At 72.0% G+C, this 14,909-nt stretch carries 10 protein-coding genes; 3 read left to right on the plus strand and 7 right to left on the minus strand.

Translation table 11 applies throughout. The features are described from left to right. Positions 1–278: 278 nt before the first annotated feature. The 7 genes from ACZ4W5_RS06160 to ACZ4W5_RS06190 form a co-directional block, all read right to left on the minus strand. Positions 279–1,481: an acyl-CoA dehydrogenase family protein gene (locus ACZ4W5_RS06160; protein ID WP_360241064.1), complete on the minus strand. Its 1,203-nt coding sequence runs from the start codon at positions 1,479–1,481 to the stop codon at positions 279–281. Positions 1,482–1,631: 150 nt separating this feature from the next. Then, positions 1,632–2,135 carry a MaoC family dehydratase gene (locus ACZ4W5_RS06165; RefSeq protein WP_360241236.1) on the minus strand — a complete coding sequence of 168 codons (504 nt, stop codon included), beginning with the start codon at positions 2,133–2,135 and terminating at the stop codon, positions 1,632–1,634. A 5-nt stretch (positions 2,136–2,140) separates the two neighbouring features. Then, positions 2,141–3,103, minus strand: coding sequence for an HpcH/HpaI aldolase/citrate lyase family protein (locus ACZ4W5_RS06170; RefSeq protein ID WP_465653230.1), 963 nt, complete (start codon positions 3,101–3,103; stop codon positions 2,141–2,143). A gap of 43 nt (positions 3,104–3,146) precedes the next feature. Further along, positions 3,147–5,177: a protein meaA gene (locus ACZ4W5_RS06175; protein ID WP_360241070.1), complete on the minus strand. Its 2,031-nt coding sequence runs from the start codon at positions 5,175–5,177 to the stop codon at positions 3,147–3,149. Positions 5,178–5,187: 10 nt separating this feature from the next. Next, positions 5,188–6,525, minus strand: coding sequence for a crotonyl-CoA carboxylase/reductase (gene ccrA / locus ACZ4W5_RS06180; protein WP_360241073.1), 1,338 nt, complete (start codon positions 6,523–6,525; stop codon positions 5,188–5,190). A 381-nt stretch (positions 6,526–6,906) separates the two neighbouring features. Beyond that, positions 6,907–7,827 carry a TetR family transcriptional regulator gene (locus ACZ4W5_RS06185; RefSeq protein ID WP_465653232.1) on the minus strand — a complete coding sequence of 307 codons (921 nt, stop codon included), beginning with the start codon at positions 7,825–7,827 and terminating at the stop codon, positions 6,907–6,909. 269 nt (positions 7,828–8,096) lie between these two features. Beyond that, positions 8,097–9,872, minus strand: a complete 1,776-nt coding sequence (locus ACZ4W5_RS06190; RefSeq protein WP_465653234.1) for a 3-hydroxyacyl-CoA dehydrogenase family protein — start codon at positions 9,870–9,872, stop codon at positions 8,097–8,099. A 587-nt stretch (positions 9,873–10,459) separates the two neighbouring features. Here ACZ4W5_RS06190 and ACZ4W5_RS06195 point away from each other — a divergent pair. The 3 genes from ACZ4W5_RS06195 to ACZ4W5_RS06205 all read left to right on the plus strand — a co-directional run bounded on the left by ACZ4W5_RS06195 (position 10,460) and on the right by ACZ4W5_RS06205 (position 14,759). After that, on the plus strand, positions 10,460–11,899 hold the full coding sequence (locus tag ACZ4W5_RS06195) for a type I glutamate--ammonia ligase (protein ID WP_465653236.1): 1,440 nt from the start codon (positions 10,460–10,462) through the stop codon (positions 11,897–11,899). Positions 11,900–11,902: 3 nt separating this feature from the next. Next, a complete protein-coding gene (locus tag ACZ4W5_RS06200) occupies positions 11,903–13,024 on the plus strand; it encodes an amidohydrolase family protein (protein ID WP_465653238.1) in 1,122 nt (373 codons plus the stop codon). A gap of 247 nt (positions 13,025–13,271) precedes the next feature. After that, entirely contained in the window at positions 13,272–14,759 is a 1,488-nt protein-coding gene (locus tag ACZ4W5_RS06205) for a S8 family peptidase (protein ID WP_465653240.1), read from the plus strand. The last annotated feature ends 150 nt before the right edge of the window (positions 14,760–14,909 follow it).

Here is a 14,909-nt window from a genome sequence, read left to right on the forward strand (position 1 = left end):
GGCTCTGCCCCCCCCCGTGCGCCCCCCCTTCCCCCCCCCGGCGAACACACCCCCCCCCCCCCCCCCCCCCCCCCCCCCCCCCCCCCCCCCCCCCCCCCCCCCCGCTTTCCGGAGGCCGTGCCGGACCCAGGCGGACCAGGCCGGGCCGTGACGGGCACGGCGCTCTGCCGGGACGGGCCCGCACGCCCGTCGACCGGCGGTTTCGGAGCGGGCCGCCCGTCAATCCGGGCGGTCCCGCAATCACTCGGCGGTCCCCGCGCTCGGGCGGGGACCGGCCGTCACTCGGCGATCTTGTACTCCTCCAGGAGCCGGCGCCCGACGATCATCTTCTGGATCTCCGCAGTTCCTTCACCGATGAGCAGCATCGGGGCCTCGCGGTAGAGGCGCTCGATCTCGTACTCCTTGGAGAAGCCGTAGCCGCCGTGGATCCGGAAGGCGTCCTCGACGACCTCCTTGCAGTACTCGGAGGCCAGGTACTTGGCCATGCCGGCTTCCAGGTCGTTGCGCTCGCCGCTGTCCTTCTTGCGGGCGGCCATGACCATCATCTGGTGGGCGGCCTCGACCTTGGTGGCCATCTCGGCGAGCTTGAACTGGATCGCCTGGTGCTCGGCGATCTTCTTGCCGAAGGTGGAGCGCTGCTGGGCGTAGGAGATGCCGAGCTCGAAGGCGCGGCGGGCGACACCGCAGCCGCGGGCGGCGACGTTGACGCGGCCGACCTCGACGCCGTCCATCATCTGGTAGAAGCCGCGGCCCGGGACGCCGCCGAGGATCCGGTCGGCCGGGATCCGCACGTCCTGGAGCACCAGCTCGGTGGTGTCGACGCCCTTGTAGCCCATCTTCTCGATCTTCCCGGGCACGGTGAGGCCGGGGACGGTCGGGTTCGGGCCGAAACCGGCCGTCTTCTCGATCAGGAAGGTGGTCATGTTCTTGTACGGGGAGCTGCCGCCCTCGTCGGTCTTGCACAGGACCGCGACCAGGGTGGAGGTGCCGCCGTTGGTGAGCCACATCTTCTGGCCGTTGAGGACGTAGAAGTCCCCGTCCTTGACGCCCTTGGTGGAGATGGCCGAAACGTCGGAGCCGAGTCCGGGCTCGGACATCGAGAAGGCGCCGCGGATTTCGCCGGCGGCCATCTTCGGCAGGAAGTAGTCCTTCTGCTCCTGGGTGCCGTGGGCGTTGATCATGTGCGCCACGATGAAGTGGGTGTTGACGATGCCGGAGACCGACATCCAGCCGCGGGCGATCTCCTCGACCACCAGGGCGTAGGTGAGCAGGGACTCGCCGAGGCCGCCGTACTCCTCGGGGATCGTGAGGCCGAACAGCCCGAGCTGCTTCATGCCCTCGACGATCGCGGTCGGGTACTCGTCCTTGTGCTCCAGCTCGGTCGCGACCGGAATGATCTCCTTGTCGACGAAATCCCGCACGGTGGCGAGGATGTCCCGCTGGATCTCGGTGAGGCCGTCGGTCTGTGCGAGGCGTCCCATCGTGCGGCTCCGGAATGTCTGAAAAAGGGCGGGGGGGGGGGATTTTCCGGGGGCCCTGCCGGCGTGGCTGCGGCAGCAGGGCCCCCGACCGGGTGGGGGTCGGCCGATGACGGCGGCCTACCCGTCCGGGGTCTTTAGGGAGGGGAGAGGCTAGGAAAGGGGCTCGGGGCGGCCGGGCTGCTCGCCGCCGCGCGCCTTGGTGTACGTCTCGGTCGGCACCATCACCTTGCGGCGGAAGATGCAGACGACCGTGCCGTCCTGCTTGTACCCCTTGGTCTCGACGTACACGATGCCCCGGTCGTCCTTGGACTTGGACGGCCACTTGTCGAGCACGGTCGTCTCGCCGTAGATGGTGTCGCCGTGGAAGGTCGGCGCGACGTGGCGCAGCGACTCGATCTCCAGGTTGGCGATCGCCTTGCCGGAGACGTCCGGGACGGACATGCCCAGCAGCAGCGAGTAGATGTAGTTGCCCACCACGACGTTCTTCCCGAAGTCCGTCGTCTTCTCCGCATAGTTGGTGTCCATGTGGAGGGGGTGGTGGTTCATGGTGAGCAGGCAGAAGAGGTGGTCGTCGTACTCGGTGACCGTCTTGCCGGGCCAGTGCTTGTAGACCGCGCCGACCTCGAACTCCTCGTAGGTGCGTCCGAACTGCATCTGGATCACGCCTCCGGGATCTCGAACTTGGTGGTGCGCTGCATGCCGGCGGCCCGGCCCTTGCCGGCGATGACCAGGGCCATCTTGCGGCTGGCCTCGTCGATCATCTCGTCGCCGAGCATCGCGGAGCCCTTGGCGCCGCCGGCCTCGGAGGTGCAGTAGTCGTACGCGTCGAGGATCAGCTCGGCGTGGTCGTAGTCCTCCTGGGAGGGGGAGTAGACCTCGTTGGCGATGGCGACCTGGTCCGGGTGCAGCACCCACTTGCCGTCGAAGCCGAGGGCGGCGGAGCGGCCGGCGACCTCGCGGTAGCCGTCGGCGTTGCGGATCTGGAGGTACGGGCCGTCGATCGCCTGGAGGTCGTTGGCGCGGGCGGCCATCAGGATGCGCATCAGGATGTAGTGGTAGGCGTCGGCGTTGTAGCCGGGCGGCTGCTCGCCGACCACCAGGGACTTCATGTTGATGGAGGCCATGAAGTCGGCGGGGCCGAAGATGATGGTCTCCAGCCGGGGCGAGGCCTCGGCGATGGCGTCGACGTTGATCAGGCCCTTGGCGTTCTCGATCTGCGCCTCGATGCCGATCTTGCCGACCTCGAAGCCCATGGTCTTCTCGATCTGGGTGAGCAGCAGGTCGAGCGCCCTGACCTGCTCGGCGTCCTGGACCTTGGGCAGCATGATGCAGTCGAGGTTGGGGCCGGCGCCCTCGACGACGGTGATCACGTCGCGGTAGGTCCAGTGGGTGGTCCAGTCGTTGACGCGCACGACGCGGGTCTTGTTGCCCCAGTCGCCGTTGTTCAGCGCGTCGACGATGTTGTGGCGGGCGCTCTCCTTGACCAGCGGGGCGCAGGCGTCCTCGAGGTCGAGGAAGACCTGGTCGGCCGGGAGGCCCTGGGCCTTCTCCAGGAAGCGCGGGTTGCTGCCCGGTACGGCGAGGCAGGAGCGGCGCGGGCGCAGGCGGTTGACAGTGGTCATGAGGGTGGTTCGGTTCCTTCCCAGTGGTCAGCTGGTCAGCTGGTCAGTTCGTGGCCGCGGTCGGTGCGGACGTCCACGGCTGGAGCCGGTTGGCCAGCCGGATCTCGTCCACGATCCGGCCGATGATGGTGGTGATGCCGAAGTCCTTCGGGGTGAACACGGCGGCGACGCCGGCGGCCTTGAGGGCCTCGCCGTCCGCTGCCGGGATGATGCCACCCACGATCACCGGGACATCCTCCACCCCGGCGCGGCGCAGCCGCTTGAGGACGTCGGGCACCAGCTCGGTGTGCGCGCCGGAGAGGATGGACAGGCCCACGCAGTGCACGTCCTCCGCCACGGCGGCGGAGACGATCTGCTCCGGGGTGAGCCGGATGCCCTGGTAGACCACCTCGAACCCGGCGTCGCGGGCCCGGACGGCGATCTGTTCGGCGCCGTTGGAGTGGCCGTCCAGGCCGGGCTTGCCGACCAGCAGGCGCAGCTTTCCGGCGCCCAGCTCCTCGGCGGTGGCGGCGACGGCGGCGCGGACCTGCTCCAGCTCCCCGCCCGGCTCGGCGGCGACCGCGACGGGCGCGCCGCCCACGCCGGTGGGGGCGCGGTACTCGCCGAACACCTCGCGCAGGGCGAAGGACCACTCGCCGGTGGTGACCCCGGCCCGGGCGCAGGCGAGGGTGGCCGGCATCAGGTTGGCCTCGGTGGCGGCGACGGTCTTGAGCTCGGCCAGCGCCTCCTGGGCGGCGGCCTCGTCGCGGGCGCCGCGCCAGGCCTCCAGGGCGGCGAGCACGGACTGCTCGGAGGCCGGGTCGACGACCATGATCGCGGTGTCGAGGTCGGCGGTGAGCGGGCTGGGCTCGGTGGTGTCGAAGCAGTTGACCCCGATGATCTTGTCCTCGCCGGACTCGATCCGGGCCCGGCGGGCGGCGTGCGAGGCGACCAGGTTGGACTTGAGGTAGCCGGACTCGACGGCCGGGATCACCCCGCCCATCTCCAGCACCTTGGCGATCTCCGCCTCGGCGCCGGCCAGCAGCGCCGCGGTCTTGGTCTCGATCACCTCGGAGCCGTTGAAGATGTCCCCGTACTCCAGCAGGTCCGACTCGTAGGCCAGCACCTGCTGGATCCGCAGCGACCACTGCTGGTCCCAGGGCCTGGGCAGCCCCAACGCCTCGTTCCAGGCAGGGAGTTGGACGGCGCGGGCGCGGGCGTCCTTGGACAGGGTGACGGCCAGCATCTCCAGCACGATCCGCTGGACGTTGTTCTCCGGCTGGGCCTCGGTCAGCCCGAGCGAGTTGACCTGGACGCCGTAGCGGAACCGGCGCTGCTTGGGGTCGGTGACCCCGTAGCGCTCCAGCGTGACCTTCTCCCAGAGCTGGGCGAAGGCGCGCATCTTGCACATCTCCTCGATGAAGCGCACGCCGGCGTTGACGAAGAAGGAGATCCGGGCGACCACGTCGCCCATCCGCTCGGCGGGCACCTGCCCGGAGTCGCGGACGGCGTCGAGCACCGAGATGGCGGTGCACATCGCGTACGCGATCTCCTGGACGGGCGTGGCGCCCGCCTCCTGGAGGTGGTAGCTGCAGATGTTGATCGGGTTCCACTTGGGGATGTTGCCGACCGTGTAGGCGATCATGTCGGTGATCAGGCGCACCGACGGGCCGGGCGGGAAGACGTGCGTCCCGCGCGACAGGTACTCCTTGACGATGTCGTTCTGGGTGGTGCCGGTGAGCTTGGCGATGTCGGCGCCCTGCTCCTCGGCGACCACCTGGTAGAGCGCCAGCAGCCACATCGCGGTGGCGTTGATCGTCATGGAGGTGTTGGTCTGTTCGAGCGGGATGCCGTCGAACAGGGTGCGCATGTCGCCGACGTGGCCGACCGGGACGCCGACCCGGCCCACCTCGCCGCGGGCGAGGATGTGGTCGGAGTCGTAGCCGGTCTGGGTCGGCAGGTCGAAGGCGACGGACAGGCCGGTCTGGCCCTTCGCCAGGTTCCGCCGGTAGAGCGCGTTGGAGTCGCTCGCGGTGGAGTGGCCGGCGTAGGTGCGCATCAGCCAGGGGCGGTCGCGCTTCTGGGGCTCGGTCATCGGAGGTTCCTCAGACGTTCCGGAAGCGATTGATCGCGGGCAGGTGCTTCTCGCGCAGCTCGGCGTCGCGCACGCCCAGGCCCTCCTCGGGGGCCAGGCAGAGCACGCCGACCTTGCCCTGGTGCTTGTTGTGGTGCACGTCGAGGGCGGCCTGGCCGGTCTCCTCCAGCGAGTACACCTTGGAGAGGGTCGGGTGGATCTTGCCCTTGGCGACCAGGCGGTTGGCCTCGTAGGCCTCGCGGTAGTTGGCGAAGTGCGAGCCGACGATCCGCTTGAGCGACATCCACAGGTAGCGGTTGTCGTACTGGTGCATGTAGCCGGAGGTGGAGGCGCAGGTGACGATGGTGCCGCCCTTGCGGGTGACGTACACCGAGGCGCCGAAGGTCTCCCGGCCCGGGTGCTCGAAGACGATGTCGACGTCCTCGCCGCCGGTGAACTCGCGGATCTTGGAGCCCAGGCGCTTCCACTCGCGCGGGTCCTGGTTGTGCTCGTCCTTCCAGAACCGGTAGCCCTCGGCCGAGCGGTCGATGATCGCCTCGGCGCCCATGGCGCGGCAGATGTCGGCCTTGGACTCGCTGGAGACCACGCAGATCGGGGTGGCGCCGCCGGCCAGCGCGTACTGGGTGGCGTACGAGCCGAGGCCGCCGCTGGCGCCCCAGATCAGCACGTTGTCGCCCTGCTTCATGCCGGCGCCGTTCTGCGACACCAGCTGGCGGTAGGCGGTGGAGTTGACCAGGCCGGGGGAGGCGGCCTCCTCCCAGGAGAGGTGCTTCGGCTTGGGCAGCAGCTGGTTGGTCTTCACCAGGGCGAGCTGGGCCAGGCCGCCGAAGTTGGTCTCGAAGCCCCAGATGCGCTGCTCCGGGTCCATCATCGTGTCGTTGTGGCCGTCCGGGGACTCCAGCTCGACCGAGAGGCAGTGGGCGACGACCTCGTCGCCGGGCTTCCAGGCGTTGACCCCGGCGCCGGTGCGCAGCACCACGCCCGCGAGGTCGGAGCCGAGCACGTGGTACGGCAGGTCGTGGCGCTTGGTGAGCGGCGACAGCCGGCCGTAGCGCTCCAGGAAGCCGAAGGTGGAGACCGGCTCGAAGATCGAGCTCCACACGGTGTTGTAGTTCACCGAGCTGGCCATGACCGCGACCAGGGCCTCGCCGGGGCCGAGCTCCGGGAGGGCGACCTCGTCGAGGTGGAGGGACTTTCGGGGGTCCTTGTCGCGGCTGTCGAGGCCCGCGAACATCTGCTCCTCGTCCTTGTGGAGCGTGACCGCCCGGTAGGACTCGGGGAGCTTGATCGCCGCGAAGTCGGCCGACGTGGCGTCGGAGCTGAGGATCGCGTCGAGGATTTCCTGCATGGCTGCCTCCGAAGGCGTACCTGTGTGAGGGTCACAGGGCGTCTGGGGGAGCCGGGAGCGGACACCGGCTTCGCTGAGGTGGGTGGTTGGCGGTCAGGCGGTCGCCCGGTGCTGGTCCGGGCGGGTCCGCACTGCTGGTCTGGCTCTGTTCCCGGGGTGGGGGAACGCCGGACGACGGCGCGCCGAGGTGGGGAGCCGCGGCGCCGCGACTGGTGAGTAACAAGGTAGTGGCACCCTGTGCCACTCGTAAAGACACCGGGTGTCAGGAATTCCGACGCTCTGGAAGGGTGCGGGACGCGCGTAGTGCGGGTACGCCGAGGGCCCGCACCGATTCATCGGTACGGGCCCTCGCTACGCCTCTGACCTGCAGTAACAGCCGCCTCAGTGGTCCCGGGCGCCACTCAGCGCGGCCCGGATGCTGTCCACCACGACGTCCAGCGGAGCGTCCGTGCGGGCGACTGTGATGAGCACCTCACCTCCGGGGCTGGCACTCAGTGCGCTCTCCGCCACCACGTCCTCGGGCATCCCACTGGCACCGGGTGCCACCAGCGAGCCCCGGCGTCTGGCACCCGGGGCGCTGGCCGCCCAGAAGGTCCGCCGGATCACCTCGAAGGAGTGGTCCAGCTGCGCCTCGACGTCGCCCCGGCCGCCGGCCCGCAGCCAGCGCCGCAGCACGTGGTTGTGCGCCGCGACCACCGCCGCCGCCGACACCTCGGCCAGCATCGAGTCGTCCTCGCCGCCGCGCTGCCAGCCCGACGGAATGGACTCCCCGGTGTCGAAACGGCCCAGCAGGTAGCGGGTGAACAGCCGCTCGTACCGGGCCACCACGGCGATCTCGCGCTCGCGCAGCGCCGGGACCTGACGGATCAGCTGGTACCGCGCGACCGACACCCCCGGGGTGGAGGCGTACATCCGCAGCACCTCCTTGATGCCGCGGCACACCACGTCCAGCGGGTGCTCCTCCGGCTCGGCGCTGGCCAGCAGGTCGGCCACCCGGACCAGGGTGTCGTCGTGGTCGGGGAAGATCGCCTCCTCCTTCGACCGGAAGTACCGGAAGAAGGTGCGCCGGGCGACCCCGGCGGCCGCGGCGATCTGGTCGACCGTCGTCTCCTCGTAGCCCTGCGAGGCGAACAGCTCCATCGCGGCCGCGGCCAGGTCCTGGCGCATCTGCTGGCGCTGCGCCGCCGCCCGGCGGCTGCCCGGCCCGGCCTCCGTCCCGGTGCCCCCGGACGGTCCGGCCGTCCGGTCGGCGCCGCGCGGTCCGGCGGTGTGCTGCGGGGTGGCTGACTGAACCCGATCCATGTCCGGAACGCTACACGGCCCGGGTGGCGGGGCCGCGGCCCTTCCCCGGCGCACCGGCGTGACCGGGCCGGTCACGGCCGGTCTGGGCCAGCGCGCGGACACCGCGCCCGGGGTCCAGGCGGGGCGGGCGGCCGCCCCGGAGCCGTACGGGGCGGTGCCGTTGCCGTAGGCCGCACCGTTGCCCGGCGGGGCGGCGCCGGGGCCGGGGCCGGGGCCGTACGGGGTCGCCCCCGCGTCGGGCAGCCGGTCGCCGCCGGCCCGTGACGCGGTCACCGGCGCGCGTGGTCGCGGAAGCCGCGGCCGGTCTTGCGGCCCAGGCAGCCGGCCGCGACCAGGTGCTCCAGCAGCGGCGCCGCGGCCAGGCCCGGCTCGCGGAACTCCTGGTGCAGCACCTGCTCGATGGTCAGCGAGACGTCCAGGCCGACCACGTCCAGCAGCTCGAACGGGCCCATCGGGTAGCCGCAGCCCAGCTTCATCGCGGTGTCGATGTCGTCCACCGTCGCGTAGTGCTCCTGGAGCATCCGCACCGCGTCGTTCAGGTACGGGAACAGCAGGGCGTTGACGATGAAACCGGCCCGGTCGCCGCACTCCACCGGGTGCTTGCGCACCTTCGCGGTCAGCTCAAGCACCGTCGCCGTGACGTCCGGGGCGGTCAGCACGGTGGAGACCACCTCGACCAGCTTCATGGCCGGCGCCGGGTTGAAGAAGTGCATGCCGATCACGTCCTGCGGCCGCGAGGTGGCGGTCGCGCAGCTGATCACCGGCAGCGAGGAGGTGGTGGTGGCGAGCACCGCGCCCGGACGGACGATCTTGTCCAGGGTGGCGAACAGCTCCCGCTTGACCGCCAGGTCCTCGGCGACCGCCTCGACCACCAGGTCCACCTCGGCCAGCTCGGTGTACTGGCCGACCGGGGTGACCAGCGCCAGCGCGGCGTCCCGCTGCTCCGCGCTCAGCCGCCCCTTGGCGACCGAGCGCTCCAGCGACTTCGCCAGCTGCGCCTTGGCCCGCTCGGCCTTCTCCTGGCTGCGGGCGGCCAGCAGCACCGGGTGCCCGGCCTTGGCGAACACCTCGGCGATCCCGGTGGCCATCGTGCCCGAGCCGCAGACGCCGACGGTGCGCACCTCGCGGCCCGCCACCTTCGGCCGCGCCGGGCCGGTCGCCGCGTCCACGGCCCTGGAGGAGCCCGGCGCCTCGTAGGTGTAGAAGCCGCGTCCGGACTTGCGGCCCAGCAGCCCGGCCGAGACCAGCTGGCCGAGGATCGGCGCGGGCGCGTGCAGCCGGTCCCGGGACTGCTCGTACATCGCCTCCAGCACCGTCCGGGCGGTGTCCACGCCGATCAGGTCGAGCAGCGCCAGCGGGCCCATCGGCAGGCCGCAGCCGAGCCGCATCGCGGCGTCGATGTCCTCCCGGGAGGCGTACTTGGACTCGTACATCGCGGCGGCCTGGTTCAGGTAGGCGAACAGCAGGCCGTTCACCACGAAGCCGGCCCGGTCGCCGGCCGCCACCGGCTCCTTGCCGAGGTCCCGGGCGAAGGCAGCGGCGTCCTCGGCGGTCTGCGGGGAGGTCAGCACGGTGCGGACCACCTCGACCAGCTTCATGGTGTGCACCGGATTGAAGAAGTGCAGGCCGAGCACCCGCTCCGGGCGGGCGGTCGCGGCGGCGATCCGGGTCACCGACAGGGCGGTGGTGCCGGTGGCCAGCACCGTGCCCTCCGGGCAGATCCGGTCCAGCTCGGCGAAGACCTCCCGCTTCAGCTCCAGCTGCTCGGGGACCTCCTCGATCACCAGGTCCGCCTCGGCGGCCGCGGCCAGCGCGTGCCCGACCGAGATCCGGGCCAGCAGCGCGGTGCGCTCCCCGGCGGTGATCCGCTCCCGGTCGACCGCGTGCGCGGTCGCCTCCTCGATCCGGGCCAGCGCCCGGGCGGCCGAGTCCTCGGAGGCCTCGATGCCGATCACCCGGCGGCCGCTCCTGGCGACCGCCACCGCGACGCCGGCACCCATCGTGCCGAGGCCGACGACGGCCACGGTGGGGAAGGGACGCTCCATCTGTCCTGACTCCTAGTCATGAAGGGCCCGCGCGCGCTCCGGCGGGCGGGCCGCCGCACCCGTCGGCGAGGACGGGGGCGGCCGCCGCCGGAGGAGGGTCCGCGCACGGGGGCTTGGGGAGATGACGGGGTTCCGGCAGGCCCGGGCCGCGGCCGGTCCGCTCCGGCCGAACTGCGGGGTGTGCCGTGGTGCTCAGGCGCTCGAAGGTGAAGGAAGCGGCGCTGATACGAGGAGAGACCCGGCCCGCCGCGGTTCGCGGCACCGGCCGGTGAAAGCGCACCGCACGGGCGCCGCAGACACGGCGACCGCGACCTCCCGTCGGTGCGGCTCCCGAAGCCCGACGGTGGTGCGTCCGGCCACTGTAGCGAAGCTACTCATGAGTAGGAAGAGGGCGTCGGCGGAAAACCGCCCGGACCGCGGACGAACCGGCGGACTCCTTCGCCGAGCGGGGTGGGGGTCGGCTCGGAGCAGCGGCGGATCGGACCCGAACGACCCTTCCTCGAACGGGTGAACAGGCGGACGGGCGTCCGCCCGTTCCACTCGATAGGGGAGTTACCGGCCCCCGCTCCGCGGGGCAGCATGGCGGCATGACCACCGTCACCCCCGCCCAGGCCGCCGACCCCGTCGGGCCGCTCGGCCCCGGCGCCCTCGCGGCCGCCGTCGCGCTGCCCCCGCGGGCCGAACGCGCCGAGCAGGCCGAGCGCGCCGTCGACCGGCTGCGCACCGCCGCCGTCGAGGCGGTCGCCGTGACGTGGGTGGACAACGCGGGCATCGCCCGGGTCAAGGGCGTGCCGCTCGACGGCCTGCCGCACGCGGCCCAGTGGGGCGTCGGCGCGGCGCCCTGCTTCGACGTGTTCCTCGCCGACGACACCATCACCACCAGCCCGCTGATCGGCGGCCCCACCGGCGACTTGAGGCTCTATCCCGACCTCGACCGGATCGTCCCGCTGGCCGCCCAGCCCGGCTGGGCCTGGGCCCCGGCGGACCGCCACACCCAGGCCGGCACCCCGCACCCCGGCTGCCAACGCCTGTTCGCCCGCCGGGCGGAGGCCGCGGCCGCCACCCGCGGGCTGAGCCTCAGGGCGGGCATCGAGGTCGAGTGGGTGGTCGCCCTGGCGGGGGCCCCGCAGGAGCCGCCGCAGTACCCCACCCACGGCCCCGCGTACGGCATGCACCGGCTCACCGACCTCTCCGACTACCTGCGGGACGTCCTGCGCGCCCTCCGCGCCCAGGGGCTGGGCGTGCTGCAGATCCACCCCGAGTACTCGCCGGGCCAGTTCGAGGTCTCGGTCGCCCCCGAGGGCCCGGTCGGCGCCGCCGACACCTCCGTCCTGGTCCGGCACACCGTCCGCGCCGTCTCCGCCCGGCACGGCCTGCGGGCGTCCTTCGCCCCCGTGGTCGAGCCCGATGGGGTCGGCAACGGCGGCCACCTCCACCTCAGCCTCTGGCGGGACGGCCGCAACCTCGGGCGCGGCGGCTCCGGCCCGCACGGCCTGACGGCCGAGGCCGAGGGCTTCCTCGCCGGGGTGCTCCAGGCGCTGCCGGAACTCCTGGTGCTGGGCTGCTCCAGCCCCGCCGGGTACCTGCGGCTGGTGCCCCAGCACTGGGCCGGGGCGTACCAGTGCTGGGGCCTGGAGAACCGGGAGGCCGCGCTGCGCCTGGTCACCGGCTCCACCGGGGAGCGAGCCGACGCCGCGAACGCCGAGGTCAAGTGCTTCGACGGGAGCGCCAACCCGTACCTCGCGGTCGGTGGCGTGATCGCCGCCGGCCTCGCCGGCCTGGACCAACGCCTGGCCCTGCCACCGGAGTTCACCGGGGATCCGGCCGCCGCCGAGCCGGGTACGGTGCCCCGGCTGCCGCAGGGCCCGGCCGAGGCGCTCGCCGCGTACGAGCGCTCGGCGGTGCTGCGCGAGGCGCTCGGTGAACCGCTGCACCAGGCGGTGGCGGCGGTGCGCCGGGCCGAGGCCGAGCAGTACGCGGCCGTCGGCGCCCCGGAGTTGATCGCGGCGACGCGCTGGCGGTACTGAGAAGTGGCCCGGCCGGAGGTCGGGGCACTGGTCGACCACCACTGCCACAGCGTGGTGGCGGCCGAGCTGGCCGACGACGCCCTGGCCGGACTGCTCACCGAGTCCGACCGACCGCCCGCGCCCGGCTGCTCGCCCTTCGACAGCGCGATCGGCCTCGCCGTCCGGCGGTGGTGCCCGCCCGTACTCGGCCTGCCCGCGCACGCCCCGGCCGCGGACTACCTGGCCCGGCGGCGCGAGCTGGGCGCGGCCGAGGCCACCCGCCGGCTGCTCGCGGCCGCCGGGCTGGACACCTGCCTGGTGGACACCGGGCTGACCGCCGCCGCGGGCCGTGACCTGCTGCCGCTGCCCGAACTCGCCCGGGCCACCGGGGCGGTGGTGCGCGAGGTGGTCCGGCTGGAGCCGGTGGCCGAGCGGGTGCCGGGCGGCGCGGCGGACTGGCCGCGGGCCGTCGGCGAGGCCCTGGCGGAGGCCGCCGCCGGAGCCGTCGCGGTCAAGTCGGTGGTCGCCTACCGGCACGGCCTGGCCGTCCCCGCTGAACGGCCCGCCCGCCGGGCCGTGGTGGCCGCCGCCGGGGCCCGGCTGCGCGCCGGGGGCGGGCGGCTGACCGATCCGGTGCTGCTGCACCACCTGCTCTGGACGGCCGTGGACGTCTGCGCCGAGCTGCGCCTGCCCCTCCAGCTCCACACCGGCTTCGGCGACCCCGACCTCACCCTGCACCACGCCGACCCGTCCCTGCTGACCGACTTCGTCCGCGCCGCCGAGCCCAGCGGCGTCCCGCTGGTGCTGCTGCACGGCTATCCCTACCATCGACAGGCCGGCTGGCTGGCCCAGGCCTTTCCGACGGTGTACGCCGATCTGGGGCTGACGGCCTCCTACACCGGGCCGCGGGTGGCGGCGGTGCTCGGCGAGATGTCGGAACTGGTGCCGTTCGGAAAACTGCTGTTCTCCACCGACGCCTACGGACTTCCCGAACTGTTCTTGGTGGGCGCCGCACAGTTCCGGCACGGACTGGGCATGCTGCTCGCCGACTGGCGGGCGGACGGCGCCTGTTCGGCCGCGGACGCGCAGCGGGTGGCCCGACTGGTCGCGGCCGACAACGCGCGCCGCCTGTACGCGCTGGGCTGAGCGCCGGGGTGTGTTTTCGCGCACATGCCAAATCAGCCCAGTCGTCGACGAACCATCACTTTTTAACAATCTTCAACCCTGTTTCGCCTGTTGGCCGGTGGAGCGCGAACCTCCGTTGTTGGGCTAGATGTGACGATTAGATGACTACCTCTTGCGCTTATCAGCGAATATTCATTAACGTCCCGGTCATCCCAGCGCACCTGCCACACCGCAGCTGCCGGATGACGACTCGGGAGGGCCAACCCCAATGAGAGTTCCTCGGATCAGCCGGACCCGTTACGCGGCCGTGGGCCTGGTGCTCGCGACCGCCGGAGCCCTCGCGCTCCCGGCCGGCACCGCCGTCGCGGCGCCCACCGGCGACTCGACGACCGGTCCGCTGCTCAGCTACGTCGTCAACACCAAGGCCAACCACGGTCAGGTGCAGAAGGTGGAGAAGGCCGTCACGGCCCTCGGCGGCACGGTGGTCCAGTCGTACGAGCAGGTCGGCGTCATCGTCGCCCGCTCCAACGACACCAAGTTCGCGGAGAAGCTGCGCCTGGCCAAGGGCGTCGACTCGGTCGGCGCCAGCCGCACCAAGGGCATCCTCGCCGCCGACCAGAGCAAGGCCGAGGTCGCCGCCGAGCCGACCGGCGCCGCCGCCGCGGACGGCCAGGAGCCGTACGAGCCCAACCAGTGGGACATGCGCCAGATCGGCGTCGACAAGGCGCACAAGATCTCGCTGGGCAGCCGCAACGTCACCGTCGGCGTGCTGGACTCCGGCATCGACGCCACCCACGAGGACCTGGCCGCCAACGTGGACGCCTCGCAGTCGGTCTCCTGCATCGACGGCAGGACGAACACCGACTGGAAGGCCTGGCAGCCGACCACCAGCGACCACGGCACCCACGTCGCCGGCACGATCGCCGCCGCCAAGAACGGCAAGGGCGTCGTCGGCATCGCCCCGAACGTCAAGCTGGCCGCGGTCAAGGTCGTGGACGACGGTGGCTTCATCTACCCGGAGAACGCGGTCTGCGGCTTCGTCTGGGCCGGCGAGCACGGCTTCAAGGTGACGAACAACAGCTACTACGTCGACCCGTGGATGTTCAACTGCCCGAACGACAAGGACCAGGCCGCGATCTCGGACGCCGTCCGCAAGGCCGTCGCCTTCTCGCAGCGCAAGGGTGTCCTGAACGTCGCCGCCGCCGGTAACGAGAACATCGACCTGGCGCACAAGACCACCGACGTCTCCAGCCCGGACGACACCAAGCCCGGCACCCGCCCGGTCACCAACGACTGCCTGTCGCTGCCGACCGAGCTGCCCGGCGTGATCGCGGTCTCCGCGGTCGGCGTCAACGGCGACAAGTCGTACTACTCCAGCTACGGCAAGGGCGTCGTCACCGTCGCCGCGCCGGGTGGTGACGCCCGCTACCAGATCCCGAACACCCCGGACAAGAACGGTCGCATCCTGTCGACCATCCCGGGCAACAAGTACGGGTACATGCAGGGCACCTCGATGGCCACCCCGCACGTCACCGGCGTGGTCGCGCTGCTCGCCAGCACCTTCCCGTGGGCCAGCCCGGACGAGCTCACCGAGCTGCTGACCAACCAGGCCGAGTCCCACGCCTGCCCGACCGGCGTCTACAACCCGGGCAACACCGGCCAGTGGAACGCCACCTGCGAGGGCGGCGTGGACGACAACGGCTTCTACGGCGCGGGCATCATCAACGCCGAGAAGGCGGTCCAGTGGTGGCGCTGACGCGCTGACCACCGAGCGCTGAACACCGAACGCTGAGCTGGGGAGCGGGGGCACGGGCCCCACTCCCCAGCGGGGGTGGGGACCTGGGCCGCGGAGGGGTCGGGGTAGGCCAGGCGGTTCGTCCGAGCTGATCCCCCGTATCGACATGGT

This window comes from Kitasatospora sp. NPDC029367, assembly GCF_055569135.1.